Source organism: Deinococcus rubellus, assembly GCF_025244745.1.
GTDB lineage: Bacteria > Deinococcota > Deinococci > Deinococcales > Deinococcaceae > Deinococcus > Deinococcus rubellus.
In genome coordinates this window covers 2,711,129-2,737,500 of record NZ_CP104213.1, presented here as the reverse complement: position 1 = coordinate 2,737,500, position 26,372 = coordinate 2,711,129, and the positions used below count along the sequence as shown (strand labels likewise).

At 65.4% G+C, this 26,372-nt stretch carries 27 protein-coding genes and 2 pseudogenes (1 of these 29 cut by a window edge); 22 read left to right on the top strand and 7 right to left on the bottom strand.

Annotated elements, in window-relative coordinates; translation table 11 throughout:
• From N0D28_RS14050 to N0D28_RS14030, 5 genes are all read left to right on the top strand, one after another.
• On the top strand, positions 1-3,108 hold the 3' portion of the coding sequence (locus tag N0D28_RS14050) for a coiled-coil domain-containing protein (RefSeq protein ID WP_260560113.1). Its footprint begins 405 nt before the window's first position; the window shows 3,108 of its 3,513 coding nt (coding positions 406-3,513); its start codon lies off the left edge, out of view; the stop codon is at positions 3,106-3,108.
• 128 nt (positions 3,109-3,236) lie between these two features.
• The gene (locus tag N0D28_RS14045; RefSeq protein ID WP_260560112.1) at positions 3,237-4,163 is read left to right on the top strand and encodes a manganese-dependent inorganic pyrophosphatase; all 927 of its coding nucleotides are present in this window, start codon (positions 3,237-3,239) and stop codon (positions 4,161-4,163) included.
• 19 nt (positions 4,164-4,182) lie between these two features.
• Entirely contained in the window at positions 4,183-5,421 is a 1,239-nt protein-coding gene (locus tag N0D28_RS14040) for a bifunctional folylpolyglutamate synthase/dihydrofolate synthase (protein WP_260561914.1), read from the top strand.
• A gap of 130 nt (positions 5,422-5,551) precedes the next feature.
• Complete coding sequence (locus tag N0D28_RS14035) at positions 5,552-7,087, top strand: carboxypeptidase M32 (RefSeq protein ID WP_260560111.1); 1,536 nt, start codon at positions 5,552-5,554, stop codon at positions 7,085-7,087.
• Complete coding sequence (locus N0D28_RS14030) at positions 7,077-7,607, top strand: hypothetical protein (protein WP_260560110.1); 531 nt, start codon at positions 7,077-7,079, stop codon at positions 7,605-7,607. Before N0D28_RS14035 ends, N0D28_RS14030 begins: the two co-directional genes overlap by 11 nt.
• Positions 7,608-7,633: 26 nt before the next feature.
• Here the strand turns inward: N0D28_RS14030 and N0D28_RS14025 are convergent, their stop codons facing one another.
• Complete coding sequence (locus tag N0D28_RS14025; protein WP_260560109.1) at positions 7,634-7,885, bottom strand: hypothetical protein; 252 nt, start codon at positions 7,883-7,885, stop codon at positions 7,634-7,636.
• Positions 7,886-8,175: 290 nt separating this feature from the next.
• Between N0D28_RS14025 and N0D28_RS14020 the strand changes: the two genes are divergently transcribed.
• The gene (locus N0D28_RS14020; RefSeq protein WP_260560108.1) at positions 8,176-8,565 is read left to right on the top strand and encodes a helix-turn-helix domain-containing protein; all 390 of its coding nucleotides are present in this window, start codon (positions 8,176-8,178) and stop codon (positions 8,563-8,565) included.
• Positions 8,566-8,669: 104 nt separating this feature from the next.
• On the top strand, positions 8,670-9,110 hold the full coding sequence (locus N0D28_RS14015; RefSeq protein WP_260560107.1) for a DUF1801 domain-containing protein: 441 nt from the start codon (positions 8,670-8,672) through the stop codon (positions 9,108-9,110).
• Here N0D28_RS14015 and N0D28_RS14010 read toward each other — a convergent pair.
• Positions 9,100-9,873 carry a PIG-L deacetylase family protein gene (locus tag N0D28_RS14010; RefSeq protein WP_260560106.1) on the bottom strand — a complete coding sequence of 258 codons (774 nt, stop codon included), beginning with the start codon at positions 9,871-9,873 and terminating at the stop codon, positions 9,100-9,102. The two genes, N0D28_RS14015 and N0D28_RS14010, sit on opposite strands and share 11 nt — an antisense overlap.
• Positions 9,874-10,030: 157 nt before the next feature.
• Between N0D28_RS14010 and N0D28_RS14005 the strand changes: the two are divergent.
• From N0D28_RS14005 to N0D28_RS13955, 11 genes and pseudogenes are all read left to right on the top strand, one after another.
• A pseudogene (locus tag N0D28_RS14005) lies at positions 10,031-10,828 on the top strand (IS5 family transposase).
• 28 nt (positions 10,829-10,856) lie between these two features.
• Positions 10,857-11,441, top strand: a complete 585-nt coding sequence (gene hisB / locus N0D28_RS14000; protein WP_260560105.1) for an imidazoleglycerol-phosphate dehydratase HisB — start codon at positions 10,857-10,859, stop codon at positions 11,439-11,441.
• Positions 11,438-12,097, top strand: coding sequence for an imidazole glycerol phosphate synthase subunit HisH (gene hisH, locus N0D28_RS13995; protein WP_260560104.1), 660 nt, complete (start codon positions 11,438-11,440; stop codon positions 12,095-12,097). Before hisB ends, hisH begins: the two co-directional genes overlap by 4 nt.
• Positions 12,098-12,175: 78 nt before the next feature.
• Complete coding sequence (glgB, locus tag N0D28_RS13990; RefSeq protein ID WP_260560103.1) at positions 12,176-14,311, top strand: 1,4-alpha-glucan branching protein GlgB; 2,136 nt, start codon at positions 12,176-12,178, stop codon at positions 14,309-14,311.
• A gap of 5 nt (positions 14,312-14,316) precedes the next feature.
• Positions 14,317-14,571 carry a hypothetical protein gene (locus N0D28_RS13985; protein ID WP_260560102.1) on the top strand — a complete coding sequence of 85 codons (255 nt, stop codon included), beginning with the start codon at positions 14,317-14,319 and terminating at the stop codon, positions 14,569-14,571.
• 239 nt (positions 14,572-14,810) lie between these two features.
• A complete protein-coding gene (locus N0D28_RS13980) occupies positions 14,811-14,951 on the top strand; it encodes a hypothetical protein (RefSeq protein WP_260560101.1) in 141 nt (46 codons plus the stop codon).
• A gap of 42 nt (positions 14,952-14,993) precedes the next feature.
• Positions 14,994-15,431: a uracil-DNA glycosylase gene (locus N0D28_RS13975; RefSeq protein ID WP_260560100.1), complete on the top strand. Its 438-nt coding sequence runs from the start codon at positions 14,994-14,996 to the stop codon at positions 15,429-15,431.
• 68 nt (positions 15,432-15,499) lie between these two features.
• Positions 15,500-15,742, top strand: coding sequence for a hypothetical protein (locus N0D28_RS13970; RefSeq protein WP_260560099.1), 243 nt, complete (start codon positions 15,500-15,502; stop codon positions 15,740-15,742).
• 192 nt (positions 15,743-15,934) lie between these two features.
• Positions 15,935-16,366 carry a 50S ribosomal protein L13 gene (gene rplM / locus N0D28_RS13965; protein WP_260560098.1) on the top strand — a complete coding sequence of 144 codons (432 nt, stop codon included), beginning with the start codon at positions 15,935-15,937 and terminating at the stop codon, positions 16,364-16,366.
• Positions 16,366-16,758 (top strand): 30S ribosomal protein S9, encoded by a 393-nt coding sequence (gene rpsI, locus N0D28_RS13960; protein ID WP_161881598.1) that lies wholly within the window; start codon positions 16,366-16,368, stop codon positions 16,756-16,758. Before rplM ends, rpsI begins: the two co-directional genes overlap by 1 nt.
• Positions 16,759-16,841: 83 nt before the next feature.
• Positions 16,842-17,561 carry a YqjF family protein gene (locus tag N0D28_RS13955; protein ID WP_260560097.1) on the top strand — a complete coding sequence of 240 codons (720 nt, stop codon included), beginning with the start codon at positions 16,842-16,844 and terminating at the stop codon, positions 17,559-17,561.
• A gap of 32 nt (positions 17,562-17,593) precedes the next feature.
• Here the strand turns inward: N0D28_RS13955 and N0D28_RS13950 are convergent, their stop codons facing one another.
• The 5 genes from N0D28_RS13950 to rnhA all read right to left on the bottom strand — a co-directional run bounded on the left by N0D28_RS13950 (position 17,594) and on the right by rnhA (position 23,949).
• Positions 17,594-18,559, bottom strand: a complete 966-nt coding sequence (locus N0D28_RS13950; protein ID WP_260560096.1) for a hypothetical protein — start codon at positions 18,557-18,559, stop codon at positions 17,594-17,596.
• 39 nt (positions 18,560-18,598) lie between these two features.
• Positions 18,599-20,824: a RelA/SpoT family protein gene (locus tag N0D28_RS13945; protein ID WP_260560095.1), complete on the bottom strand. Its 2,226-nt coding sequence runs from the start codon at positions 20,822-20,824 to the stop codon at positions 18,599-18,601.
• Between the two features lie 415 nt (positions 20,825-21,239).
• The gene (locus N0D28_RS13940; RefSeq protein ID WP_260560094.1) at positions 21,240-22,004 is read right to left on the bottom strand and encodes a DUF937 domain-containing protein; all 765 of its coding nucleotides are present in this window, start codon (positions 22,002-22,004) and stop codon (positions 21,240-21,242) included.
• Between the two features lie 99 nt (positions 22,005-22,103).
• Positions 22,104-23,300 (bottom strand): MFS transporter, encoded by a 1,197-nt coding sequence (locus tag N0D28_RS13935; RefSeq protein WP_260560093.1) that lies wholly within the window; start codon positions 23,298-23,300, stop codon positions 22,104-22,106.
• A gap of 76 nt (positions 23,301-23,376) precedes the next feature.
• Positions 23,377-23,949: a ribonuclease HI gene (rnhA, locus tag N0D28_RS13930; RefSeq protein ID WP_260560092.1), complete on the bottom strand. Its 573-nt coding sequence runs from the start codon at positions 23,947-23,949 to the stop codon at positions 23,377-23,379.
• A gap of 81 nt (positions 23,950-24,030) precedes the next feature.
• Between rnhA and N0D28_RS13925 the strand changes: the two are divergent.
• The 4 genes and pseudogenes from N0D28_RS13925 to N0D28_RS13910 form a co-directional block, all read left to right on the top strand.
• Positions 24,031-24,591: pseudogene (locus N0D28_RS13925) on the top strand (YhjD/YihY/BrkB family envelope integrity protein); the annotation flags it as partial.
• Positions 24,592-24,688: 97 nt separating this feature from the next.
• Entirely contained in the window at positions 24,689-25,282 is a 594-nt protein-coding gene (locus N0D28_RS13920; RefSeq protein ID WP_376777631.1) for a YihY/virulence factor BrkB family protein, read from the top strand.
• A gap of 78 nt (positions 25,283-25,360) precedes the next feature.
• Complete coding sequence (locus tag N0D28_RS13915; protein WP_260560090.1) at positions 25,361-25,984, top strand: DUF1440 domain-containing protein; 624 nt, start codon at positions 25,361-25,363, stop codon at positions 25,982-25,984.
• Positions 25,985-26,036: 52 nt separating this feature from the next.
• A complete protein-coding gene (locus N0D28_RS13910) occupies positions 26,037-26,255 on the top strand; it encodes a hypothetical protein (protein WP_260560089.1) in 219 nt (72 codons plus the stop codon).
• Positions 26,256-26,372 lie beyond the last annotated feature (117 nt).

Below are 26,372 nucleotides of genomic sequence, written 5' to 3'. Positions count from 1 at the left end.
CTGGAGCAGCGCGTTGAGCAACTCGGCAGCATGACGCCCGCGCCGACCGACACCGCCGCCCCCGCGCCGTTCGACAACTCGGCCAACGAGCAGACCCAGGCCGACCTGCAAGACCAGGTTTCGACCGTGCAGGATCAGGTGTCGACCAACACTGACGATATCGCCACCAACGGAAGCGCGATTGCCGACCTGCAAGGCCAGATCAGCGATTTCACCACCCGTGCCGATGATCTCCAGGCCAACTACGACACGCTGCGCGCCGACGTGGACGACAACGCCAGCAGCATCGCGGCCCTCAACGACCTGACCGTCTTGCTGAACCAGGACATCCTGAACCTGCAAGACCGCGCCAGCGCCATCGAGGCGGCCCAGGCTGACTTCGTTCAGCGTGCCGACTTCGACAACCTGGTGGGCCGCGTGGCGGTCACGGAAACCAAGATCACCGATTTTGGCAACCGCATCAGCGCGCTGGAGAAGAACGCCTTCAGCATCAAGCCTACCCTCACCGCCACCTACTTCGTGGCCCGCGCTGACCGCGAAATGGATATTGACCGTCTCTTTCCCGGCACCAAGTTCAGCACCGGCGACGACGGCGACAGTGCCACCACCGACACCCCGGTGGACTACGTGGATCTGGGCAACAATCAGACGAAGGTGGTCAATAACGCCAACGGTCTGTACGGCTTCTCGACGGATACCTACACCTATGCTGTGGTCTTGACCAACCCCACCGCCAATACCAACAAAACGGTGACTTACACGGCGGCGCGTGGGACTCAGCCCGCCTATACCATCTCGGCGGCTGACACGGCCCTGGGCTTTACCCAGGCAGGCACGCCAGTTGAAGTTGGCACCCAGGCGGTCAACAGCGAGGGTGCAACCACCCTCGACTTCGGCATTGACTTCAGCAACAAGGGTGCCTTCAGCAGCGGCACCAGTGCCAACACCGGCGCTTACCTCACCAGCGCGGGCGGCGTGACCATCAAGTCGGTGGATGTCCAGTTCGGCATCACCGCCAACCCCTCACTGACCGGTACCCAGACCGCTTCTGACCTGGCCCACTACCCGGCCATCACCGATTCCAACGGCTACACCTACGAGCCGCTGTTCTTCTACTTCAAGAACGGCACGGCGGTCTTCACGGTGGGCAACAGCCCCGTAACGGTGGACTTTGGCCGCAGCCTCAAGACCAAGTTCAGCGATTACATTTTCGACAACAATCTCGATGGGCGTGGCGACGGCTATGCGGTGACGGTGGACGGCAGCAACCTGCCGGTACTGGGCGCGTTCAAGCCGATCATCAAGGCCATCTACGGCAGCAGCAACCTGACGTACGACGCGACTGGAGCCAACGTTCACGCTACCACCGGAGCCAACGGCGATTACCGCTACTACCGTGGCGTGCGCGCCGAGATCACCCCGATTGGTACCCTCAAGCTGGGCCTGAACTATGCCCAGGAAGGCCGGGATACCGTCGGCACCCAGCTGGCCATCAATGGCGTGCAGAACGTCGTCGCCTACGGTGCGGACGCCCACGGCGGACTGTTCGGCTTCCAGATTGACAGCGAGTACGCCCGCAGCACCGTGACGGGCACCCCCACCGACAACTCCACCACCCAGCGGACTGCGACTGCCTTCTACGGCAAGGCCAGCGGCGCGGTGGGTCCGGTCCGCGTGTACGACCTCAACTACCGCAGCATCGGCGCGGGCTACGACAAGTACGCCGCGATCTCCGAGGCCAACCCCGGTGACACCACGAACGGCAGCACCACGCCCTACAACCGGGGTGACCGCGCGGCGACTTATCTGTCCAACGGCGTGTATGTTGCTCAGGACCCGACGCCCGGCCAGGTCGGCGCAGGCGCGGAAGTCGGCGGCGCGCTCGGCCCGGTGGCAGTGGGTGGGTACTACAACACCCAGACCATCGAGGGCGGCAGCCTGGGCCAGAAAGACGCCAACGGCATCGTGGACTTCGGCGTGACCGCCAAGGTCAACCTGCTGAACCTGGTCACCGTGCGCGGCGGCTACTACGGCCTCTACGCTGGCGCACAGTCGGCGGACGTGAGCAACTCGGTCAAGGGCGACGGCACCCGCTACGGGGTGCGCGCCGACGTGACGCCGGGCCTGGGTCTCTCCATTGGCGCGTTCTACCGTGATTTGTCGCTCAGCGGCAACCGCGCCCAGAACGATGTGCTGGCCTATGACGCTGCAGGCGACACCTCCACCCTGTTTGCCAACAGCCGTTACGGTGCTTACTACATGCTCGCTGGCAACACCCTTACCAATCAGAGCGGCTGCGGTGCCCAGCACCCCGGTACGGGCCTGACTGATACCGACGCTGTCGGCGGCGCACTGACCTTCAGCCTGGCCGCCTTCTCGGATGCGACCTGCTACAGCGAGTACGGCGCGGAAATCATGCATGACGGCGCGCTGCCCACCGCCCTGGTCAAGAACCTGACCCTGCGCTTCGGCTACGCCGCCCGCTACCGCAACGCCACCAGCAGCTACAGCGGCTCGGCCCTCTACGCCGACGGTCTGTACAACGCCAAGCTCGGCTTCCTCAACGCCAACATCAAGGCGCTGTACAACAGCACTGGTTTCGATCAGGGCAGTGAGCCGACTGTGGCTGACGTCCGCACCATTGCTGCCGGAGCCAAGGTCAGCACCGACACCCTCGACACCATCTTCAAGCCCAGCGTCGAAGGCCAGGTCGGCTACCTCAGCCGCAACTACTCCGGTACCAGCACCGCCAACGGCGACTACGACGTGTCGGGCCTGAGCTACCGCGCCGGAATCAAGCTCCACGACTTCCTGCTGCCCACCGGCCAGCTGGCCGTCTACTACGCGGGCCTCAACGCCAAGAACCGCGCCTATACCCCCTGGACCAACAGCACCGACAACACGGCGGGCTCCTACGGTGACCAGAACACCGGCACCACCATCAACCAGAACGGTCTGTACGTGGAAGGCAACTACTACGACCTGTCGTTCGCCTACGGCCTCTACAACCTGAGTGCCGTCGACACCAACGGCAACCAGGTCGCCCTGCCCAACGGCCAGGCAGCCAAGGGCTCGACCTTCAAGATCACCTACAAGGTCGGCTTCTAAGCTTCTCTCCAAGCGCAGCGAGCTTCACCCCCGAGCATCCCCGCCCTGTGCGGGGGTGTTTTTTTGTGTTGGCTTACGCTGTGACGCGTAGGCCTTACCCCGGCACGCAAAGCTCTACACTACTGGGCATGATTTCTGTCTTCGGTCACCTCAATCCCGATACCGACGCGGTCACGGCGGCGCTGGTCTACGCCCACCTGCTCTCTCGCACCGGCACCCCAGCCACTGCCTACCGCCTGGGCGACCTCAACCTGGAAACTGCCTACGTGCTGCGTGAAGTGGGCCTGGACGCTCCTGAGCTGCTCTCCAGTCTGGCGGCGGGCAGCCCGGTGGCGCTGGTGGACCACAACGAATCGGCCCAGAGCCTGCCTAATTTGATTGACCTGGACGTGCGGTACGTCGTGGACCACCACAAGCTCGGCGACCTGACGACCAGCCAGCCCGCTCTCCTGCGCTTCGAGCCACTGGGCTGCACCGCCACGCTGCTGCTCAAGCTCCACCGCGAGGCGGGGCTGTCTATCGAACCGGTGGACGCCCGGCTGATGCTGAGCGCCGTTCTCTCGGATACCCTGCACTTTCGCAGCCCCACCACCACCGACGCCGACAGGGACGCAGCGGCATTTCTCGCGCCCATCGCGGGCATTGATGACGTGGCGGGCTACGCCATGCAGATGTTCGCGGCCAAGAGTAACCTCGGTGATATTGCCGCAGACAAGCTGCTGAAAATGGACTACAAGGTCTTTCCCTTCGGCACGCAGACCTGGGGGTTGGGAGTCGTCGAGACGACCAATCCCGCCTATGTTTTCGGGCGGCAGTCCGAACTGCTCAGTGCCATGCAGGCTGAGAAAGCTGCTGCGGGTCTCGGCGGCATTCTGCTGAGCGTGGTGGATATCTTGAACGAGACCAACCGCACCCTGATCGTGTCGGAGCACGAGGCCGAGGTGGTACGGGCCGCCTTTGGGGCCGGGACGCAGGACAATGTCGCCGATCTGGGCCACCTGATCAGCCGCAAGAAACAGATCGTTCCGGCCCTCGAAGCCCACTTTGCCGACTGAGCGCCTGCCCGCTGCCAGGATGACCAATCTCGACTGGCTCTATGCCCGCCAGCGCTTCGGCATTCACCCTGGTCTGGGCCGGGTGCAGGACCTTCTGCATGCCCTGGGCGATCCGCAACGGGCCTTCCGGACCGTGCTGGTGGGCGGCACCAACGGCAAGGGCAGCACGGCGTCGACGCTCGCGGCCATGCTGGGGGCATCGGGTGAGCGGGCGGCCCTGTTTACCAGCCCGCACCTCACCCGCTTCGCCGAGCGCTTTGTGGTGAGCGGTCAGGAAGTGCCGTTGGAAACGGTGAGCGCCGCCCTCAACCGGATTCGCCCGCAGGCCGAGGCATTGGGCGCGACCTTTTTCGAGATCGTGGTGGCGCTGGCCTGCCGACTCTTTGCCGAGGTCGGGGCTGAGGTGGCCGTTATGGAAGTCGGTCTGGGCGGACGGTTGGACGCCACCAATGCGCTCGATCCAGTGCTGAGCGTCGTGACCGGGGTGGCGCTCGACCACACCGAGATTCTGGGCGGTACCCTGGAGCTGATCGCTGCCGAGAAGGCGGGTATTCTGCGTCCGGGCGGGCCTGCTGTGACGGGCATCGTGCCGGAGCTGCTGCCGATTCTGGAGCGGACCGGGGCCGACGTGTGGGCGCTGGGCCGCGAGGCACGCCTCGAAGTCGTCTCGCGGGGCTGGCAGGGTGCTGACATCACGCTGGAGAGTCCTGCCGGAAACGTCACCTTCCAGACGCCGCTGCTGGGCGCGCACGGTGCGAGGAACGCTGGGCTGGCCGGGCTGGCGGCCCAGAGGCTGGGTCTGGACTCAGCGGCCATTCGAGCGGGTGCGGCGGGGGTGCGCTGGCCGGGTCGTCTGGAAAAGCTGGCTTGGCACGGGCGCGAAGTGCTGCTCGACGGGGCGCACAACCCCGACGGCGCGCAGGCACTGGGCGCGGCGCTGCGTGAGCTGGGGGTCGGCCAGGTGCCCGTCATCTTCGGCGCGGCGGGTGACAAGGACCTCGCCGGGGTCGTGGCTGCGTTGGAACCGTTTGCCAGCAAAGTGATTTTGACGCGCGCCCGGCTCAGCCCACGTGCCGCCGACCCGCAAATGCTCGCCCGTCTCTTCAGCGTCCCGACTCAGATTGCCGATACACCTGCTGAGGCGCTCAACTCGTTGCCGCCGGGCCTGAGCGTGGTGTGCGGCAGCCTGTATCTGGTAGGCGAGGTGCGGCCCCTGCTGACCGGCGAGGTGGGAGAAGCGCGGGAGAGATGGCAGTGAGAGCGGTGCTCGGGAATGGGCTTGTGGGAGAACGTTTTCCCATGGGCATTGACTGAGCGCCAATCGAGGCCATTTGGCTGAGCCGGGCCACTTCCTATTCAGCTTTTGGTCCGGTGCTAGCTTAAACGGTATGACGTTTGATCAGATGGGTTCTTCAGCCAGCACCGTCAGCTCTCTTGACGACCTCAAGCGCCGCCTCAACTTGATCAGCGACCTTGCCGCAGCGCAGGGCATGATGTCCTGGGATCAGGAAACCCAGATGCCGCCGGACGCGGCGCGGGTGCGCGGCCTTCAGATGGCGTCGCTGGCCGGGCTGACCCACCAGCTTTTCACGGCGGCGGAAACGCAACACCTGCTGGAAGCCGCCGAGGCCCAGGCCGGGCCAAGTGAATTCGACGCCGACCTCTTGCGGGTGACGCGGCGCGATTACGACAAGGCCACCAAGCTGCCGACCGCCTTCGTGGAGGAGCTGGCCCAGGCCAAAAACGATGCCCACCACGCCTGGATCAAGGCGCGGGCCGAAAACGACTTCGCCCACTTCGCGCCGTACCTGACGCGGGTGCTTGATCTGACCCGCCGCTACGCCGAACTGGTCGGCCACGACGCGCACCCCTACGACGCCCTGCTCGACGACTACGAACCCGGCATGAAGACCGCCCAGGTGCGCCAGATCTTTGCCGACCTGCGTGAGCGGACCCTGCCGCTTCTCAGAAAAATCGTGGCGGCGGGTGACGCGGCCGATTACGGCGTGCTGACGCGCCCCTTTCCGGCGGCGGCGCAGCGGGAGTTCTCGCTCAAGGTGGCGCGGGAGGCGTTCGGATTGCAGCCCAGCTTCTCGCGGCTCGACGTATCGGCCCACCCCTTCCAGACCAATTTCAGCACCGACGATCTGCGGATCACCACCCGCTTCGATGAGCAGTACTTCCCGATGAGCCTCTTCGGGACCTGGCACGAGACCGGGCACGCCATGTACGAGCATGGGGTGGGCCGCGAACTGGAGCGCACACCGCTGTCGCGCGGAGCCAGCCTGGGCGTTCACGAAAGTCAGTCGCGGATGTTCGAGAATCTGCTGGGCCGCTCACGGGCCTTCTGGCAGCGTTACTTCGGCGGGCTCGCCGGAGCCGCGCCGGAGGTGGCCGCCGGGCAGGACGCCGAATCCATTTACCGCGCCGTCAACCGCGTTCAGCCGAGCCTCATTCGGGTGGAGGCCGACGAGGTGACCTACAACTTCCACATCATGCTGCGCTTCGAGCTGGAACTGGCGCTGCTGGACGGCGAGCTGAGTGTGGCCGGGTTGCCCGCCGCCTGGAATGCCAAGATGCAGGAATACCTGGGTCTGACCCCGCCGGATGATGCCGAGGGCGTGTTGCAAGACGTTCACTGGTCGGCGGGCCTGATCGGCTACTTCCCGACCTACAGCCTCGGCAATCTGCTGAGCGTGCAACTGCTCGACGCCGCCCGCCGGGTGCCCGAGATCGCCGCCGGAATCGAGCGGGCCGACTACGCCCCACTGCGCGAATGGCTGCGCGTCAACGTGCATCAGTATGGCCGCCGCCGCACGCCCGGCCAGATCGTGCAGGACGCCACCGGGCAGCCATTGAGTGCTGACGCCTACGTGAAGTACCTGCACGAGAAGTATGGAGACATCTACGGCTTTGAGGCCTGAGTCGACCCCGCAACGCAGCGAGGTACTGCTGATCGGTGGCCGCGCCGGGGTGGGGAAGACCAGCCTCGCCGCCGAGCTGCACCATCAGCTCTCGGTGAAGCGGGTCAAGCACGCCGTCATCGAGGGCGACAACCTCGATCTGGCGTATCCGCCACCCTGGGACCATGGCCTGGCCGAACAGAACCTGAAGGCCATCTGGCAGAATTACCGTGCCCTCGGCTACCGGCGGCTGATCTACACCAATACCGTCAGCGTGCTGCAGAGCGCTGATCTGGCGAGGGCACTGGGCGACGATCCGCTGGTCGTGGCCGCGCTGCTGACCGCCTCGGACGACACGGCGCGGGCCAGGTTACAGGGGCGGGAAATCGGCGCGGGGCTAGAGACGCATGTTGAAAAAAGCAGCAAGCGGGCCGCCGAACTTGATCGGCAGACGCCCGTCTGGGTTCAGCGCTTCGGCACCGATGGCCGGACGATTGGTGAGCTGGGCACGGAGGTGCTGGCCTGGCTCGGCTGGACCTGAGCGGCCTGAACCCTATGGACTGAGTTTTACACCGCCCGTTTCTGCTCGGTCTGCGCCACCAGGTAGGCGCGGGTGGCGCTCAGCCAGATCTGGGCCAGCTTGCTGTGGGGGTGCTGGCGCTCGCTGAGGGCGTCGGCACTGCGGGTCAGGTGGCGCTCAAGCTGGCGCACTGCGCCGAGGCCACCCTCGTTCTCGGCGGCGATCAGGGTATTGAGGACGGAGGTGGGGTGAAGCTGGCCGAGCCGCAAGCTCAGGGCAATATCGTCAATGGCGCGCATAGGGTCCTCCGGGTGAAGGCAAGCTCAGAACGCTGCTCTTGATTACGATATTAGCGTACTCGGCTCGCCTCTTCAAGAACTTGGCCTGCTCCATTCTGTCTTGACCGGATTCGGGCGCGGTGCTACACTCCACCTTGAGGGTGCGAAATTCTGTAAATACCAGAAGGTATCGGCAGGGCCGCATCCTGAGCCAGAGCAACTCAAGTCACCCTTCGGCTGAACCCAGCGCCAGCAGTTGCGGGGCGATTCTTCTGGGCGAGGCTGGCTCTTACCACACCGGGAGGTGAAGCATGAAATTACACGAACGATTGCGCGAGTTACGCAGCGAGCGCGGGCTGCGCCTCAAAGACGTGGCGGAGACGGCCAGCATCAGCGTGCCCTACCTGTCCGACCTTGAGCGCGGACGCACCAACCCCAGCCTGGATACCCTCCAGACGCTGGCGGGGGCCTACAACATCACGGTGCACGACCTGCTCGAAGGGGTCGAGTTCTACGGACAGAACACCGAAGGAGCCATGCCCAAGGGACTGGCCGATCTGGTGGCCGATCCCACCCTTGGTGCTCAGATCACGCCTGACTGGGTGCGGACCCTGGCCCGCATCGAGCTGCGCGGCAAACGCCCACGCGACAAGGGTGACTGGTACGAGATCTACCTGCACCTCAAGCGCATTCTGGACTGAAATTCAAAAATGCGATTTCTGGCCCGTCCTCTTCTTTTTGAAGGGGCGGGCTATTCCGCTTTCATAAGTTCTAGTGTTCAGTCAGTAGCAGCACAGGAGAGGCCATGAAGCCGACGGGCAACGCAGATGCTGAAACTGTTTCCGCCAAAATTACCGAACGGATTGCGGCGCTGCCAGACTGGAGAGGGGAGACACTGGCCCGCGTCCGGCAGCTCATTTTTGAGACCGATCCCGAGATGCAGGAGGAGTGGAAATGGGAGAAGCCGACCTCTCCTGGCATCCCGGTCTGGTCGCATGAAGGCGGCGTCTGTACGGGCGAAGTGTACCAGCAGGCCGTGAAGCTCACTTTTTTTCGCGGGGCCGCCATTGCCGATCCGGAGCGGCTCTTCAATGCCAGCTTAACCGGCGGGACGCGGCGGGCTATTGATCTGCGCGAGGCAGAAGAAATTGACGAGGTGGCCTTCAAGCGGCTCATCGGCGCGGCGGTGGCGGCCAATGTTGCCGCTCGCGCTGATCGGACCGCCAGGAAGAAAACTACTTTCTGAGCACCCGGAACAGTTCGGCGGAGCCCACGCCCACCGACTCGCCCGCTCCGGCGAAAAAGCCCCGCATATTGTCGCCGCTGCCGCCGTTCTGGCTGACGTGCTGCGCGAGGGCCCGCACCTTGGTGTCAATGACGCCGCTGATGTCCACCGCCGCGTCGGGCCGCCGGGTCTGGAACAGGTAGACGGGCGGTTTGCCCGCGCCCAGCGTGTGCCAGAACTTCAGAAACTCGCGTGCCGATCCCTGATGATCGACGTGCAAATAAGGCAGCGACGGATAAGTGGGGTCGAAGACGAACACGGCGTCGGGTCTGACCTCATCGTAGATGCGCTCGATTTCCGGCAGAAAGCGGGGGTCTTTGGCCACGCCCCGGTCGGGCAGGGCCAGCGAAGTGATGTGGGTATAGCCGTTGATTGTTCCGGCGGCGGCCTGCTCGGCGCGGCGGGTAGTGGCCAGATCCGGCGACCTGGTGCGGTTCGGTCCCTTCTCGCCGTCGGTGGCGACGACCACCTGCACATTCGCTCCGTTGTCAGCCAGCCGCCGCAGTGTGCCGCCGATGTACCATTCCAGGTCGTCCGGGTGGGCGACGATGGCCAGCACCGTCTTTTTGCTCAGCAGCTCCTGGCCTGCCTTGAGCGCCGCCGAGGGCGTGTCGGTGAGCTGCGTCGTGAAGACGGCGGTGCAGGCAGTGCCGATCAGCGCCAGCGCCAGCAGCCACAGCAGCGGCCTGCGACGCCTGGTGGTCTTGCCGGTGAGGCGGGTCATGGCCGCAGTCTACCGGGTCATCTGCTCTCTTCAGGACAAGACTTTGTTCATACCCGTCCAGCCCGCCCCACCATCCCCCGGCGCGGCTGGACCTAGAGGCTGGTTGAGAGGGAATCGAAGTTTGACGGGATGATTTTGTCGCTGGCAAACTGGACGGATGGATCGCCGTGCGTACCCAAGTGATGTAGATGACGAGACGTACCACTTTTTATTGCCGTACCTGGCCTTAACCCCTGAGGATGCCCCGCAGCGGAAATTTCCGCTGCGAGAGGTCTTGAATGCGTTGTTGTGGATGAGTCGAACGGGGGCGCAATGGGCATTTCTGCCGCACGATCTTCCACCAGCAGAAGTGGTCCGCAGTCAGGCGAAGCGGTGGTTCGAAGCGGGGTGCTTTGAGAACGCCGTACACGACTGACGGATGCTCAGTCGCGTTCAACAGCAACGTGCCGGCGAGCCGACGGCGATCATCATCGACAGCCGCACGTTGCAAAGCACCCCGGAAAGTGGTCACCGTGCCGGGTTCGATGGAGCGAAGAAGCGCAAGGGTACCAAGGTCCATCTGGCGGTGGATACGCTGGGTCACCTGTTGACCTTGACCACGTCGCCGGCCAACGAACAGGATCGCGCGCAGGTAGAGGCGCTGTGTCACAGCGCCCAGGAGCTCACAGGTGGGATGCTGGAGGTCGTATTTGCCGATCAGGGCTACACCGGAGAACAAGCGCAGAATGCGGCGCGCAAAAGCAATATTGAGTTGATCGTCGTGAAGCGTCCGGACGCTTCACGGGGATTTGTCTTGCTGCCGAAACGATGGGTGGTGGAACGTTCGCTGGCGTGGTTGTCGCGCTTTCGTCGATTGGGGCGTGATCTGGAACGGCTGTCCTCGACCTTGATCGGCTTCCACTTCGTCGCCGCCTGCGTTCTGTTACTGACTAAACTCAGGCCCATCCTTGGATAGGCTGTCCACCAGCCTCTAGACTTCCGGCATGACCCGATCCGCCACCGTTCACCGTCAGACCTTAGAGACCGACATTCGAGTGGAACTTGACCTCGACACGCCCGGCGCAGCGCTCGCCAGCGGGCACGGCTTTTTCGACCACATGCTCGAACAGCTCTCGCGTCACGGACGGCTGGGCCTGACGGTGCAGGCCACGGGCGATCTACACATCGAGCCGCACCACCTCATTGAGGATACCGGCATCACGCTGGGACAGGCGCTCAGTCAGGCACTGGGCGACAGAAAAGGCATCGAGCGCTACGGCAGCGCCTTCGTACCGATGGACGAGACCCTGGCGCATGTGGTGGTCGATCTCTCGGGCCGCGCCCACCTGGCCTTCGAGCCGGAAACGCTCGACGTGTGGGGATCGGCGGGCGACTTTACCCACTATCATCTGCGCGAATTTCTGCGTGGATTCTGTAACCACGGCGGCGTGACCCTGCACGTGCGCCTGCTCGCGGGCCGGGAAGCGCACCACGTCATCGAGGCGATCATGAAGGCGTTCGCCCGTGCCCTGCGCGACGCGGTGGCGGTGACGAGTGCCGATCTGCCGAGCACCAAGGGCGCGCTGTGACCCCGCCGCCTGACCTGGACGTTCTCCTTCTTGACTACGGCGCGGGCAATCTCCGCAGCGCCGAAAAAGCCCTGGTGCGGGCGGGCATGACGGTCAAAGTGACGGGCACTCCCGCCGATCTGGCCGGAGCCGCCGGAATCGTGGTGCCGGGGCAGGGGCACTTCCGGCAGGTGATGGAGGCGTTTGACGAGAGCGGCTTTCGTGAACCGCTACTCTCGGCGGTGGCGTCCGGCACGCCGCTACTGGGCATCTGCGTGGGCATGCAGATGCTCTTTGAAGGCTCCGAGGAAGCGCCGGGCGTCTCCGGCCTGGGACTCATTCCCGGTAGGGTGCGGCGCTTCACCGCGCAGCCGGGCCACAAGGTGCCGCAGATGGGCTGGAACAGCTTGCAGCCGGTGGGCGACTCGCCGCTGCTGCGCGGCCTGACGGGCGGCGAGGGATCAGCGGGCTACGCTTACTTCGTCCACAGCTACTACGTGCCTGCTGAGGTGCCGGTGGACGCCGGGGCCGTCACCGAGTACGGTGTGCCCTTCTGGTCGGTGATCAGCCGGGGCAACATCCACGCCACCCAGTTTCACCCGGAAAAGAGTGGAGCGCTGGGACTGGCGCTGCTCGCCCGCTTCCGGCAAAACGTCGTGGAGTCTGACTTTAGCTAGCCTTTACAGACCCGTCCTCGGGCCGCTCTGGCCCTGGCAGCGCCCGACCCGGCGGCAACCTGACGGTAAACTGTCAGGATGAACGATCCACTGCCGCTCAATTACGACCTGCTTCAGAAGCTGGCCACTGCCGATCTGGTGCGGCCCGACCAACTGCTGGGCGCACACGTCACCACCCAGAACGGGGTGGAGGGCGTCAGATTCGCGGTGTGGGCCCCCAATGCCCAGCATGTCAGTGTGGTGGGCGATTTCAATTACTGGAACGGCTTCGGGCACCCGATGGAGCGTCTCGACTTCGGCTTCTGGGGCCTCTTCGTGCCGCAGGCCCGCGCCGGGCACGCCTACAAGTACAACATCACCGGCCAGGACGGGCGCACTGTTCAGAAGGCCGATCCGTACATGCAACTCTCGGAACTGCGCCCCGCCACCGCCAGCATCGTCTGGCAGAGCAGCCACGTCTGGAACGACGGCGACTGGCTGGCTCGGCGCGATCCCAGCGCCAAGCAGCCGATCAGCATCTACGAGGTGCATCTGGGGTCGTGGGCGCGCGGCCTGGGCAACTGGTACATGAATTACCGTGATCTGGCGCACCGCCTGGCCGATTACGTGGACTGGCTCGGCTACACCCATGTCGAACTGATGGGCGTCATGGAGCATCCTTTCGACGGCTCGTGGGGCTACCAGGTGACCGGCTATTACGCGCCCACCAGCCGCTTCGGCACGCCCGACGACTTCAAGTATTTCATGGATCATCTGCACTCGCGCGGCATCGGGGTGCTGCTCGACTGGGTGCCGGGCCACTTCCCCACCGACGAGCATGGTCTGGCCCATTTCGACGGCGGGCCGCTCTTCGAGTACGCCGATCCGCGCAAGGGGTTCCACCTCGACTGGAACACCTACATTTTCGACTACGGACGCAACGAGGTCGTGATGTTCCTGATTGGCTCGGCCCTCAAGTGGCTGGAGGAATACCACATCGACGGCCTGCGGGTAGACGCGGTGGCCTCGATGCTGTATCTGGATTTTTCGCGCACCGACTGGGTGCCGAACATTTACGGTGGCAACGAGAACCTGGAGGCCGTCGCCTTTCTCAAGCGTCTCAACGACGTGGTGGCCCACCGGGTGCCGGGTGCCGTCATGATCGCCGAGGAAAGCACCAATTTTGCGGCCGTCACCACCCCGGCTCCCTTCGGCCTCGGCTTTCATTACAAATGGGCGATGGGCTGGATGAACGACTCGCTCGACTATATTCAGCAGGACCCGATTTACCGCAAATATGTCCACCACAAGCTGACGTTTTTCAACGTCTACCGCACCTCCGAGAAGTTCGTGCTGGCCCTGTCGCACGATGAGGTGGTTCACGGCAAGAAGAGTCTGCTGCGCAAGATGCCCGGCGATCAGTATGCCCAGATGGCCGGGCTGCGCGCTTTTTACGCCTACATGTGGACCACGCCCGGCAAGAAGCTGCTGTTCATGGGTCAGGAATTTGCCCAGGACACCGAGTGGAACGAGAACATCGAGCTGCCCTGGTTTCTCACCGACCAGCGCGACCACCGGGGCGTCATGCTGCTGGTGCGCGAACTCAACCGGCTTTACCGCGAATACCCGGCGCTGCACGCGGGCGACCACGACCCGGAAGGACTGCTGTGGATCAACGCCGATGACGCCGACGCGAGCACCTACAGCTACCTTCGCCGCGATCCCGGCAGCAACGACTGGCTGCTGGTGGTCCTCAACATGACCCCGGTGTACCGCGAGAACTATCCGGTGGGCGTGCCGCAGGGCGGGCACTATCAGGTGCTGCTGGACACCGACGCGGGCGAGTACGGCGGCTTCGGTACCCAGCAGGGCGATCTCTTCGCCTTCGAGGGCGGCGACCACGGCCAGACCCACCGCTTGCTGCTCAATCTTGCTCCCAACAGTGGCCTGATCTTGAGACCACTGCCGGAGCAAGCGCCGCTTACCGAACTGCAGTCCCAGGTCCTTCCGGCCCAGACGACCCCAGACCAGCCGGTTCAGGCACACTCAGCTCAGATACAGCCGTCGCAGTCGCAGGCTGCTGCACCCAAGACCGCCAGTGGCAAGGCCAGAGGGAAGAAGAAAGCCAGTTCGAAATCGTCCAGGGCCGGGAATGCCAGCGCCGAACTGCCGCAGGTTGACGTTGCCATCACCAGTGGGGAGGCCACCACCGAGCGCCCCGGCGACCCCACCTGAACCGGATGCCACCTGCCCTGGAACCGCTCGCGGCGCTGAGCCTGCTGCTGCTGCTGGCCGTCGCTCTGCTGCTGTTCGCGCCGCTGCTGGGTCTGGCGGTACCGGTGTGGGTGCTGGCTGTGCTGCTGGCCCTGCGCCTGGTGGTGCAGGTGCTGCGTGCCCGCCGGGACACCCGGTTGCGCCGCCCGGCCAGTTGGCTGCTCGACGCCGCTCTGATCGTGCTGCTGCTGCTGACCCTGCGCCAGGGCGGCGCGGCCTGAAGCCAGTGAAGGGCGGCTGCATGAAGTGAAGGAGAAGGCAAGAGGGGCCGCAAGCCTGAGAACATGGGTCATAAAAATTGCGAGATTTTTATGACCCAGCGGAGCGAGTGCAGTATCAGCCAGCGCAGATAGGAGTGTAGAGGCCCACTGACGTGAACGGACGCTCAAGGGGACGCCACTCTTCCCATGCGCGTGCCGTTCTACACCAATGGAACGGACAAATGCTCTAAGCTCTGCTTATGATTCGCTTCCAGAGACACGACGCCCTGCATCCCGAGAAGGAAACCACCGTCGACCTCAATCTGTTGCCGCTGCTGGTGTTTGCCGTCGGGTATTTCATTACCCGTAGCTTACTCGGCGCGCTGCCTGACAAAACCTGAGCGGACAGGACCTGAGCGCCCGACTTGAGCTAAGGTAAGGCCATGACCCAGAACACTCCTCAGCAGATGTACAAGAGCAACTCCAGCGGGCGCAACGTGGTGCCGGGCTGGATGAGAATCAACCCGGACAAGCCCGACGCCATCGAGATTCAGCTCGACATCGACGCCTCGGACCTCAAGCGCCAGCAGGCCACCTTGCTGATCGAGTACTGGCCGACGCCCGGCGAGCTGGGGCTGCAAAGCCTGCTGCCGGTGCGGGCCTTCACGTCGTCGCCGGAAAGCTGGTGCGTGTTCGTTCCGGCCCAGGGGCAGGTGCTGGTGCGCGCCATCGACACCCAGCCCACGCCGCCGCTGCTCTCGGCCCACAGCATCATCCTCGACCCCACCACGGTGATGGGCACGGTGGTCAATGTCAGCGTCAAATTCCCTAGCGAGATGACCCCAGTGGGCAACGTCGGGAATCTGCTGCTCAACAACTGAGCGCGCCCACTCCGGCAATCGTCAGTCACTGCACCGATTTTTTCAGAGTCGGGGGCTATGCTTGACGTATGGTGCAGCACTACAGCGATACCCGAACTTCGGATGGCCGCGTGCGCTTCCTGCTCGATGGGAAAGCGGCAGTGCTGCTGACCGAGGGACCCGGCTGGCAGCAGCAGGACCAGTTCGCCAGCGTTCACGACGCGGTGCTGGGTCTGGCCCTGATATCCAGAGTGCCGCAGCCGCTCTATGACCAAGCGCTCGACGACCTCTACCATCAGCTCTATTTCTTCGGGCAGCCCGGCGCGGCCTGATCTTGAAGGCCCTCGAACGCCTGCTTGCCGCCGCCGCTCGCCTCTGATACACTGGCGAGCGGTGTTTTGCGCTTGGTAGAGTGCGGAACGGTCGGGCGCAGCCCCGGCGAGGTCGCTTGGCCCTTGCCCCCGCGAGAAGCCGAGCCTCGACCTGACGAGCTGCTCAAATCCCCCCACTTTTGGAGCAACAACGTGAAAACCTACGTGCCTGACAACAATTCAACCGAACAGAACTGGGTCGTCGTGGACGCCAGCGATGTGCCGCTGGGCCGCCTGGCGACCCTGATCGCCAGCCGCATCCGTGGCAAGCACCGCCCCGACTTCACGCCCAACATCATGAACGGCGACTTCGTGGTGGTCGTGAACGCCGAGAAAGTGGCGCTGACCGGCAAGAAGATGGACCAGAAGGTCTATACCCGCTACAGCGGCTACCAGGGCGGCCTCAAGAAAGAGACGGCCCGCACCGCGATTGCCAAGCACCCCGAGCGCGTCATCGAGCACGCCGTTTTCGGAATGCTGCCCAAGGGCCGTCAGGGCCGGGCCATGCACCCCCGCCTGAAGGTCTACGCAGGCGAGCAGCACCCCCACGCCGCCCAACAACCCACCAAGCTGGAGAATAAGTAATGGCTACTGAACAGTTCTACGGCACCGGACGCCGCAAGACCGCCGTCGCACGCGTCTTCCTGCGCCCCGGCGAAGGCAAGATCGTCGTCAACGGCAAGGAGTTCCAGAACTACTTCCGGGGCCTGCTGCGCGCCGTGCACGCCCTCCAGGGCTTTCGCGAGACCGGCACGGCGGGGCGCTACGACGCCTACATCACCGTGGCGGGCGGCGGTCCCAGCGGCCAGGCCGACGCCATCAAGCTGGGCATCTCGCGCGCGCTGCTGAAGGTCAACCCCGACTTCCGCGCCCAGCTCAAGCCCAAGGGTCTGCTCAAGCGTGATCCCCGCGAAGTGGAGCGCAAGAAGTACGGCCTCAAGAAGGCCCGCCGCGCGCCGCAGTTCAGCAAGCGCTAGGCTTTTTTCAGTTCCGGCCCCTTCCATCTTGGAGGGGGCTTTTTGTTGCGCTCTACTGCCCGGTCAGCCGCTAGGCTGGGGCCATGACCGATCCTGCCCACCCACCCTACGCCCTGCGCATGAACTGGGAGCGGCTGTGCTTCATGCACTGGCCGGTCAGCGCCGATGCGCTGCAAGCCCACTTGCCGCCGGGCCTGACGCTCGATACCTTCCACGGGCAGGCGTACCTCGGCGTGGTGCCGTTTCTGATGTCGGGTGTGGCCCCGCGCGGCCTGCCCACCGTGACCGGGTTGTCGGCCTTCCCCGAACTCAACCTCCGAACCTATGTCATTGATACCGAAGACAAGGCGGGCGTCTGGTTTTTCAGTCTGGATGCCGGGCAGCCTATCGCCGTGCGGCTGGCGCGACTGGGCTTTCATCTGCCGTACTTCGACGCCCGGATGTGGAGTCAGAGGCGCGGCGAGGTCACCGAGTACGCCAGCGTCCGCACACATAAAGGCGTGACGAAGGGCGCATTCGCTGCTGCCTACCGGCCCACTGGCCCCGCTTTCGAGTCGCAGGAAGGCAGCCTGGAAGAATGGCTGACTGAGCGGTATTTCCTCTTCAGCGCCGCCGGAAACAGAATGTACAGAGGCCCGATCTGGCACCGGCGCTGGCCGCTGCAACGCGCCGAGGCGGAGATCAGAATGAACACCCTGCCGGATTTGATTGGCGTGAAGCTGGAAGGCGAGCCGCACCTGCTCTACGGCGAAAAGCAGGTGGTGAAGGCAGGGCTGATCGGGCGGGTGGGCAACTCGCCTTGAATCCAGCTTTCTGCTTCAGCCTTCTTTCTGCTTCAGCCTTGACCTTCCATCACGAACGCTGTCTCCATGCCTGCCCGCGCCGTCTCCCTCGCCACGTCCGGCGCAAAGTTGAGCGCCAGCACCGCCTGATAGCTGCGCCGCGCCAGATCACGGTCTCCCTGCGCGTCTCTGACCTGACCCAGCCGCGCCAGCACCAGCCCCGGCAAGCTGCGCGGTAGATCGGTCAGGCCATGCGCTGCCTTTTCCAGCAGACTGCGGGCACTGGCAAGGTCGCCAGTTGCCAGAAAAATCCCGGCAGCATGGTAATCCAGCTCGGCCAGCGGAGTCACGGCGTCGCCGGTCTCGCGGCCCAGAGCGGCGATGAGGGCGTCCAGGTCGTCGTCCTCGCGCAGCTGCCCGGCCCGGTCCGCCAGGGCGCGCAGGCGCGACGCCTCGCCGGGCTGGAAGTGGGGCAGGTGGGGAAGAGTCGCCTCGGGCAGCCGCTCCAGCAGCCCCGGCAGGTCGTCGAGGGCCACCAGTGCTGCGCCCTGGCGCTCCCGCAAATTGGCGGCCAGTTCGTCCAGCCGCCGCGCCTGATGGCGGGTGCCGGGGCCCTCGCCGAGCGCCTCGGCAAGCGTGGCGTGGTAGCGCCGGGCCACGTCCAGCGTGTGCGGGCTGGTCACGCTGGCGAGCGTCAACGGCCCAGTCAGCAAGTCACTCAGCTCGGCCTCAGCGGCGGCGGCGGCGCGCAGCCTGACTTTGCCCTGGGGATACTGCGGCAAAAATTCCAGCAGTTGCTGGTACTCGGCTTCGGCGTAAGCCCAGTCGGGAGCCACGTCATGCACGGTCAGGCGGGCCGCGCCGAAGCTGTCGCGGGCTGGGTGATCGGGGTCGGGGCCGCTGGCCCACCATAGCTGCGCTGCGCCCAGTTCTCGGGCCACCTCGACGAGTGTGGCGGCGTTGTACTGAGGCGAGAGCCGGAGCAGATCACCGAGGTCGGGCAGCAGGGTCAGGGGCATCAGGGCCTCAAGCTAGCGCAGTCTCAAGGCAGCGCCGCCTCAGCTCTTCGGTACACTCTTGTTGCCCCGGCCCACCCGCAACACGTCAAGGACACTGTCGATGCCCCGGAGCTGGTTGGCCAGGCCCATCAGCTCGGCCTGGTCCTCGACGGCCAGCCGCAGCGCGATGTGCGCCACGCTGTCTGCGCCGACGCCCGCGCCCACCTTCATGGGGCTGTGCTTGAGGGCCGCCAGCAAGCTCAGAACGTCGCTCAGCAGGCCGCTGCGGTCGGCGGCCACCACGTCGATGTCCACGATGGTATTGCCGCGCTGCCCCGGATTCCACGAAGCGGCCACGCAGCGCTCCGGCTCGAATTTGAGCAGCCGCACCATGTTGGGACAGTCGATCCTGTGCACTGTGACGCCCCGGCCCCGCGTGAGGTAGCCCATGACCTGATCACCGCGAATCGGGGAGCAGCAGTGCGCCAGCTTGGTGACGGTGCTAAAGCCCTCCACGTACACGCCGCCGGGTTCGACGGGACGCGGCATGGGCGCGCGGACCGGGCGCTGCTCCTGTTCGAGTTGCGGCGCGAGCGCGCGGGCCACCGCCCCCGGCGTCAGCTTTCCAGCGTGAATGGCCAGATACAGATCGTCGGGATTGCGTGATCCGGCCAGCTTGACGCTCACATCCTCCAGAATCTTGGTCCGCATCAGCTGGCGCACCGGGAGCTGACGTTTGCGGAGGTACTTCTCCAGCACGTCGTGGCCGTTTTGCAGCGCCTCGCCGCGCTCCAGAATGCGGAAGTGGTGGCGGATTTTGCTGCGGGCGCTGCGGGTGGTGGCAAAATTGAGCCAGTCGCGGCTGGGGGTACTGCTCTTGTTGGTGACGATCTCGACCATGTCGCCGTTCTTGAGCTTGTGGCTCAGCGAGACGATCGAGCTGTTGACCCGCGCGCCGATGGTGGTGTCGCCGATGCGGCTGTGAATGTGGTAGGCGAAATCCACCGGGGTCGCGCCCTGCGGCAGGCTGACGGTGTCGCCCCTGGGCGTGAACACGAAAACCCGCCCGCCCAGGATGTCGTTTTTCACCGCGTCCACGAAGTCCGAGGCGTCGGTGAAGTCCTGCTGGAGCTGGCGCATCTGCGAGAGCCAGTCCTCGCGCTCCCTGTGGGCCAGGGTGCTGCCCTGCTTGTACATCCAGTGGGCCGCCACCCCGAACTCGGCCACCATGTGCATCCGGCGCGAGCGGATCTGCACCTCAATGGGCTGCCCGCCCTGGCTGATGACGGTGGTGTGCAGGCTCTGGTAGCCGTTGGGCTTGGGCACCGCGATGTAGTCCTTGAAACGCCCCGGAATCGGTGACCACATGCTGTGGACGATGCCGAGCGAATGGTAGCAGACCCGCTTCTCGCGGGCTTCCTCGGCCCGGTCCTTCTGACGGCCCGGCGGGGCGCTCACCGGCTTGGGCGTCAGGATCAGGCGAATCGCCAGCAAATCGAAAATCTGCTCCAGGGCCTTGCCTTCCTTCTGCATCTTGTTGTGAATGCTCCAGAGGTGCTTGCTGCGCCCGGCGATGTCCTCTTCCTCGACCCATTCCGACAGCTCGATGTCGTCGGCCAGTTCGGTCCTGAGCTGCTCGATGGCCTGCAAAATGTGGGCCTCGCGCTCCTCCTGACGGGTTCGCAGGCGGCTTTGCAGGTAGCTGTAGGCGTCGGGATCAAGGTACTTGAAGCTGAGGTCCTCGAGTTCCCATTTGATCTGCCCGATGCCGAGGCGGTGGGCCAGCGGCGCGAAAATTTCGAGCGTCTCGCGGGCGATGCGCTGCTGCTTTTCCGGCTTCATGGACGCCAGCGTCCGCATGTTGTGCAGTCGGTCGGCCAGCTTGACGATGATGATGCGGATGTCGCCGGTCATGGCGATCAGCATCTGGCGCAGGTTCTCGGCCTGCTCGTCTTGCAGGTTGGCACTCAGCTTGGTCAGTTTGCTGACCTTGGTCTCGCCTTCCACGATCCGCCGCACGTCCGCGCCGAACTGCTCCTCGATCATGGCGAAGGTGACGCCTTCCACATCCTCCACCGTGTCGTGCAGGAAGCCCGCCGCGATGGCGTCGGTGTCGAGTCCCAGCTCCGACAGGATGTGCGCCACCGCCACCGGATGGGTGATGTACGGCTCGCCGCTCTTGCGGTTCACGCCCTGGTGGGCGTCGCGGGCAAAGGCGTAAGCGGCTTCAAGTTTGTCCCGTTCTTCTGGCGGGCGCTCCGCGATCAGCGGGCGGAGGAATTCCATGCCGTGCACGCTCCCCAGCATAGCGAAATGCCGGGGCGGCTGTCTGTCACCTGTGGCGCTCCCCCCGGCGGCTGTGAAGCGTGACTGCTGTGGAGGATGACCGCAGCGGACCGTCATAGAAAACGCTCCCCACCAATCAGCGGCGGGGAACGGAGGATGAAGAGACTGTGGTGATTGAGAGAGCAGAGCGGCTCAGCGTCTGACGCGCACCGGCACCGGCACCGGCTGGGGTTGCCCGCCGGGGTTCCGGAGCATCTCGCGCAACCACTCGATGAATTCCTTGAGGCCCATGGGCCAAGTTTAAGCTTCGCCAGATGAAACGGATACACCGAAGCTTACCGTCGCTTTACGCTCGGCGGCCTGGAGTGTCGGCTGGCTGACCGAGTGGGACATCTGGCCTGCTCCCCGCCCCTGCTCAGCGCCGATTGCCGCCGAACATCCCGATCAGGTCTTCGAGCGGGTTGCTGCCGCTCTGGTTGCCGGGCTGCTGGTTGACCGGCTCCAGGCCGACCCCACCAGATGAAGTGCCGGACTGCTGCGGCTGCCCACCGCCGCCGAAGATGCTGCCGAGCATGCCGCCGAGATCGCCCAGCCCGCCGGAGTTTGACTGGGTCTGCTGGGGTTGCTGGTATTGGGGTTGCTGGTATTGGGGTTGCTGGGCCTGGCCGCCGCCCAGCAGGCCGCCGAGAATGTTGCCCAGACCGCCCGCTGCGCCGCCGCCCAGGACGCTGCTCAGGATGCCGCCCAGGCCGCCCAGATTGCCGCCCAGCCCGCCGCCGCCCGAATTGCGGTTGCGGCTGAGGTAGCCCATGACCAGCGGGGCCACCATCGAGATGATCTGCATGGCGATCTGCGGGCTGATCCCGGCGCGCTGGCTGACCGCGTTCACGGCGGCGTTTTGCTGCCCGCCGAAGACGTGACCCATGATGGCCTGACCGTCTTGCAGATCGGGGAGCTGGCCCTGCTGCACCTGGTCGATGGCGCTGCCGTCGTGCTGGTCAAGCGCCTGCGAGAGCGAGTCGGCCTGCTGCGGGTCCTGGGCGTTGTGGCCCATCTGGCTGAGCAGCAGCGGTACGGCGGCTTCCAGTGCCGAGGTCATCTGGTCCGGAGCCACACCGAGTTGCTGGCCGAGCTGCGCCGTCTGGTTCTGGCCGAGGCCGATCATATTGAGGATATCCATCCAGTCAGTAGAGACGGCGGCCAGGGTGGACGGTTCTCGGGAAGCTTAAGGCGGGTTTGGGAAATGCCCCCGGCGGCCATTGGCCATGGATTGCGGTGCTCAGCGCTGGGGCCGGGCCTGCCACCACAGCAGCACCATGCTCAGCCCGAAGGCCGCGCCCAGCGCGCTCACGCCCGCCCAGCCGAAGCGCACGTAGGCCACGCTCGATAAGGCAGACCCCAGCACCCCGCCCGCGAAATAGCTGGTCAGGTACACGGTGGTCACGCGGCTGCGGGCGTCGGGGTGCAGCTTGTAGATCTCGGACTGGTTGGTGATGTGCAGGCCCTGCACGCCCAGGTCCATCAGCAGCGCGCCCGCAATCAGCGCCCACAGCGACGTGCCGCCCCAGTAGACCAGCCCGAACGACGCGGCGATCAGGGCCGCCATCAGCCCGGTGGTGCGCTGGCCCTTCCCGGCATCGGCCTGGTGGCCTGCCCACGACGCGGCCAGTGCCCCCAGCGCGCCCACCAGCCCGAAGAGGCCCGCCACCGCCTCGTGGTAGAAGTACGGTGGCCCGGCCAGCAAGAAGGCCAGACTGGTCCAGAACACGCTGAAGGCGGCGAAGGCCAGCAGGCCGTAGAGCGAGCGGCGGCGCAGCACCGGTTCTTCTCGCAGCAGCCGCACCACTGAGGCCAGCAGCGCGCCGTAGGCCACCTTCGGCGGTGCGGGCAGGCGCGGAAGCTGCCGCCAGAGCGCCAGCAGCAGCAGCACCAGTGCGCCCGCCGCCACCACAAAGACCATTCTCCAGCCCAGCCAGGCCGAGAGCAGCCCCGACACCGTGCGCGCCAGCAAGATGCCCAGCAGCAGTCCGCTCATGACCGTGCCGACCACCTGGCCCCGGCGCTCGGGGCTGGCCAGACTGGCGGCGAACGGCACCAGCACCTGTGCGGCCACCGAGGTCAGGCCCAGCAGGACCGAGGCCAGCGAGAACAGCCAGAAGACCGGCGCGGCAGCCACCCCCAGCAGTGCCAGCACGCTCAGGGCGGTGAGGCCCAGGGTCAGCTTGCGGCGGTCCACGGCGTCGCCCAGCGGCACAATCAGGGCCAGGCCCGCCGCGTAGCCGAGCTGTGTCCAGGTGACCAGCCGCGCTGCCGTGCCCACGCTGACCCCGAACGCCGAGGCGATCCTGGGCAGGAGCGGCTGGGCATAGTAGAGGTTGGCCACGATCAGGCCCACCGAGACGGCGAACAGCGCAATTGCGGCGGCGGTCAGGCGGGGTGCGGCGGGCGCACGTGAGGAAGTGACGGGAGCAGACACGCTCCCGAGCTTAGCGCTCCTTAGCCGTCAAAGTACCGGGCCACCAGAAGGTCGGGCTGCCCGGACCTTCAGCCGGTCAGCGGCGCAGCTTCTTGCGCTCGGCCACTGCCAGCTCGTCGACCCGCTCGTTCTCGGCGTGGCCGGTGTGTCCGCGCACCCACACGAAGGTCAAGGCGTGGGTGCGTGCCTGAACGATCAGGGCGTCCCACAAGTCCTGGTTCTTGACCGGCTCGCCACCCGCCGTTTTCCAGCCGTTGCGCTGCCATTTGAGAATCCAGGCGTCGGTGAAGGCCTTGCGCAGATACTGACTGTCGGTGACCACCCGCACCTGGCAGGGCCGCTTGAGCGCCCTCAGGCCCTCCAGCAGCCCGGTCAGTTCCATGCGGTTGTTGGTGGTGCCCTCGGCGTGGCCCGAGAGTTCGGTGGCGTGCTCGCCGTATTTGAGAATGGTGGCCCAGCCGCCGTGCCCGGCCTGGGTATCGCAGGCCCCGTCGCTGTAGAGCGTCACGGCATTGGCCGCCACCGGTACTTCGGGCTGGATGCAGGCCTGAATCGGCAACTGGTCGCGGGCCGCGCTGGTGGCTTTCTGCTGTGCTGTCTGGGCGGCGGACTTGAAGCTCGGTCTGGGAGTAGCGGACTTGCGGGTCATCGGGGGTCAGAGTGTAGCAGAGGCCGCCGTAGAGCCGGGCGGGCAGCGCGCACCCTGCCGCCGCCCGGCATACTGAGCAGCATGAACGCCAGAGCAAAAGACCTCTTCACGCTGCTCAGCGACGCGGCCAAAGCGTTTAATCAGGACAACGCGCCGCGTCTGGCCGCCGCCATCGCCTACTACGCCATCTCGTCGATCGGCCCGATTCTCTTCCTGATCATCACCGTGGCGGGCATGCTCTTCCGGGGCCAGAACACCCAGGACGTCACCAACAAGATCATCGACGTGGTCCAGAACGTGCTGGGCAATGGCAGCAGCGCCGAGTTTTCCAGCAACACCACCGAATTCGTGAGCAAGCTGGTCGAATCGCTGAGTAAGCAGTTCGACAATGCCGGAACCAATACGCTGGCGATCTTCACCGGCCTGGCGACTTTGTTCCTCACGTCCACCGGCCTGTTCCTGCAACTTCAGGGCGCACTCAATGCCCTGTGGGACGTGAAGCCCAGGCCGGGCCTGCTGGGGATGGTCCGTACCCGCCTCATCGGTTTTCTGATGGTGATCGTCTTTGGGGCGCTGGTGGTTGCCTACGTGGCGGGCAACACCTACCTCAGCGTCCTCACCAAGCAGCTCGGCGACACCGTGGGGCAGGGAGCCAACTTCGCCCGGCTGGGCAGCGCGCTGCTGGCGATGCTGTTTTTTCACGCCGGTCTTCGCCGCCACTTACAAATGGCTGCCCGCCGTGAACCTCAAGTGGCGGCAGGTCTGGGTGGGCGGGGCCAGTACCTCGGTGCTGTTCGTGCTGGCGCAGGCGGCCATCGGTTTCTACTTTGCCCGCGCCACGCCCGGCAGCGTCTACGGGGCGGCCAGCACCCTCTTCATCGTGCTGCTGTGGATCTACTTTTCGAGCATGGTGGTGTTTTTCGGCGCGGAAGTCACCTGGGTCTATAGCCAGCGTCCCGGCGAGAAGGAAGCGCTGGGCGTGGCGGAGGGCCAGCGCAGCCGGGCCAAGGCAGGGGCGCTGGGCCTGCGTAACCGGTACCCGACCCACCCGCTGCACCACCCGCCCCGGCCCGCCCCGCCGATGCGTCCGCCCGCCGTGGGCCGCTCGTTTCTCAGCGCCGGGCTGGCGGTGCTGGCACTGCCCTCGGTGCTGGTGCTGGGTCTGCTGCGCGCCGTGGGCCTGATTCGCCGCCCGCAGCCGCTCAAGGTGCTCTCGACCCGTCAGAAGGCTCGGGCGCAGCAAGTCTGGAACCGCCATGACCTGAACCCGTCAGAGCCAACTTCGTCAGTGCCGAATCCGTCAGCGCCGCCCACATCCGAGCGCCGTCCCTGAGACGGGGTTGCTGGGCCAGGGGGTTCAGCAAGCCTTCATCTGCTGCGCCGTGACTGGCCTGGCAGTTTACTTTGGAGCATGACCCGTTCTTCTTCCCTGTCCACCCGTGTGCTGCGCCGCCTCGGGCTGGCCGCCGCCGCGCCCTCGCCTGCTTACCGGGGCACGCTGCTGGGGCTGGTCGGCGGACTTATCGGCACGCTGGCGATGGGACAGTACTGGACCAGAGTTGCCCCGAAGGTGCAGCCGCCCAGTCAGGAAGCGGGCGGGGAAGAGGCCGGGCAAAAAGTCGGGCCGCCGCCGGACCAGCACACCATCTCGCCGCTGGGCCAGCAGCACCAGAACGGCGAAAGCTCGACGGCGGCGCTGGGAAGATTCGCCTATGAACTGGTGGCCCACAAAACGCCCAGCACGGATACCCGCGCCGTGCTGAGCGAGGCGGTCCACTGGGGCATGGGCGCGGGCAGCGGCGCGATCTACGGCGCGCTGAGTTCCGGCAGCGGCGGCCATCCACTGAGCGGCGGGTTGTTTGGGGCGGCGCTGTGGCTGAGCGCCGACGAAATGCTGGTACCGCTGTTGGGCCTTCAGGACGGCCCGGCCAGCAGTGAGTGGCGCGGCCACCTCAACCGCCTGGGCGCGCACGTCAGCTACGGTGCGGCGCTGGGCCTGAGCGTCTGGGCGCTCGGCAAACTGCTGCCCGACTGATCACGGAACTGATAAGCCCCTAGACTGAGCGCATGAACTGCGACGGTGCGCCGTGATCCGCCTGCTGCTGGCCGTCCTCGGCGTGGCGCTGGCCGCGCTGCTGGGCCTCTCGGTGCTGTGGCTGCTGGGCGAACTCGTCACCGGCATCGGCCAGGTGCTGGTTGCTGCCGCCGCGCTGCTGATCGGCGTGCTGAGATTCGTGCTGGTGGCCGGTGTGCTGAGCGGCCTGACCTATGTCTTGAGCAGCGCCTGGGCACGTCCGGGCCGCTGAACCGGGTGCCATTCCGACACACCCTCCGGAAAGATGAAGCGAGAATGAGAAAGCTCCCAAATGGAAATGAAGTTTTCTTAAGGTGTCCTGTTGAGATCCCATCAATTGCACCGCTGC

What these genes read in the sequence shown, in the direction of transcription:
- N0D28_RS13940 (WP_260560094.1), bottom strand. Translation starts at nt 22,004, where the DNA reads ATGGATATCCTCAATATGATCGGCCTCGGCCAGAACCAGACGGCGCAG.
- hisB (WP_260560105.1), top strand. Translation starts at nt 10,857, where the DNA reads ATGACCCGATCCGCCACCGTTCACCGTCAGACCTTAGAGACCGACATT.
- N0D28_RS13985 (WP_260560102.1), top strand. Translation starts at nt 14,317, where the DNA reads ATGCCACCTGCCCTGGAACCGCTCGCGGCGCTGAGCCTGCTGCTGCTG.
- N0D28_RS13950 (WP_260560096.1), bottom strand. Translation starts at nt 18,559, where the DNA reads ATGCCCCTGACCCTGCTGCCCGACCTCGGTGATCTGCTCCGGCTCTCG.
- N0D28_RS13945 (WP_260560095.1), bottom strand. Translation starts at nt 20,824, where the DNA reads ATGGAATTCCTCCGCCCGCTGATCGCGGAGCGCCCGCCAGAAGAACGG.
- N0D28_RS14045 (WP_260560112.1), top strand. Translation starts at nt 3,237, where the DNA reads ATGATTTCTGTCTTCGGTCACCTCAATCCCGATACCGACGCGGTCACG.
- glgB (WP_260560103.1), top strand. Translation starts at nt 12,176, where the DNA reads ATGAACGATCCACTGCCGCTCAATTACGACCTGCTTCAGAAGCTGGCC.
- N0D28_RS13955 (WP_260560097.1), top strand. Translation starts at nt 16,842, where the DNA reads ATGACCGATCCTGCCCACCCACCCTACGCCCTGCGCATGAACTGGGAG.
- N0D28_RS14020 (WP_260560108.1), top strand. Translation starts at nt 8,176, where the DNA reads ATGAAATTACACGAACGATTGCGCGAGTTACGCAGCGAGCGCGGGCTG.
- N0D28_RS13915 (WP_260560090.1), top strand. Translation starts at nt 25,361, where the DNA reads ATGACCCGTTCTTCTTCCCTGTCCACCCGTGTGCTGCGCCGCCTCGGG.
- N0D28_RS13980 (WP_260560101.1), top strand. Translation starts at nt 14,811, where the DNA reads ATGATTCGCTTCCAGAGACACGACGCCCTGCATCCCGAGAAGGAAACC.
- N0D28_RS13970 (WP_260560099.1), top strand. Translation starts at nt 15,500, where the DNA reads ATGGTGCAGCACTACAGCGATACCCGAACTTCGGATGGCCGCGTGCGC.
- rpsI (WP_161881598.1), top strand. Translation starts at nt 16,366, where the DNA reads ATGGCTACTGAACAGTTCTACGGCACCGGACGCCGCAAGACCGCCGTC.
- rnhA (WP_260560092.1), bottom strand. Translation starts at nt 23,949, where the DNA reads ATGACCCGCAAGTCCGCTACTCCCAGACCGAGCTTCAAGTCCGCCGCC.
- N0D28_RS14010 (WP_260560106.1), bottom strand. Translation starts at nt 9,873, where the DNA reads ATGACCCGCCTCACCGGCAAGACCACCAGGCGTCGCAGGCCGCTGCTG.
- N0D28_RS14025 (WP_260560109.1), bottom strand. Translation starts at nt 7,885, where the DNA reads ATGCGCGCCATTGACGATATTGCCCTGAGCTTGCGGCTCGGCCAGCTT.
- N0D28_RS13975 (WP_260560100.1), top strand. Translation starts at nt 14,994, where the DNA reads ATGACCCAGAACACTCCTCAGCAGATGTACAAGAGCAACTCCAGCGGG.
- N0D28_RS14035 (WP_260560111.1), top strand. Translation starts at nt 5,552, where the DNA reads ATGACGTTTGATCAGATGGGTTCTTCAGCCAGCACCGTCAGCTCTCTT.
- N0D28_RS14015 (WP_260560107.1), top strand. Translation starts at nt 8,670, where the DNA reads ATGAAGCCGACGGGCAACGCAGATGCTGAAACTGTTTCCGCCAAAATT.
- N0D28_RS14040 (WP_260561914.1), top strand. Translation starts at nt 4,183, where the DNA reads ATGACCAATCTCGACTGGCTCTATGCCCGCCAGCGCTTCGGCATTCAC.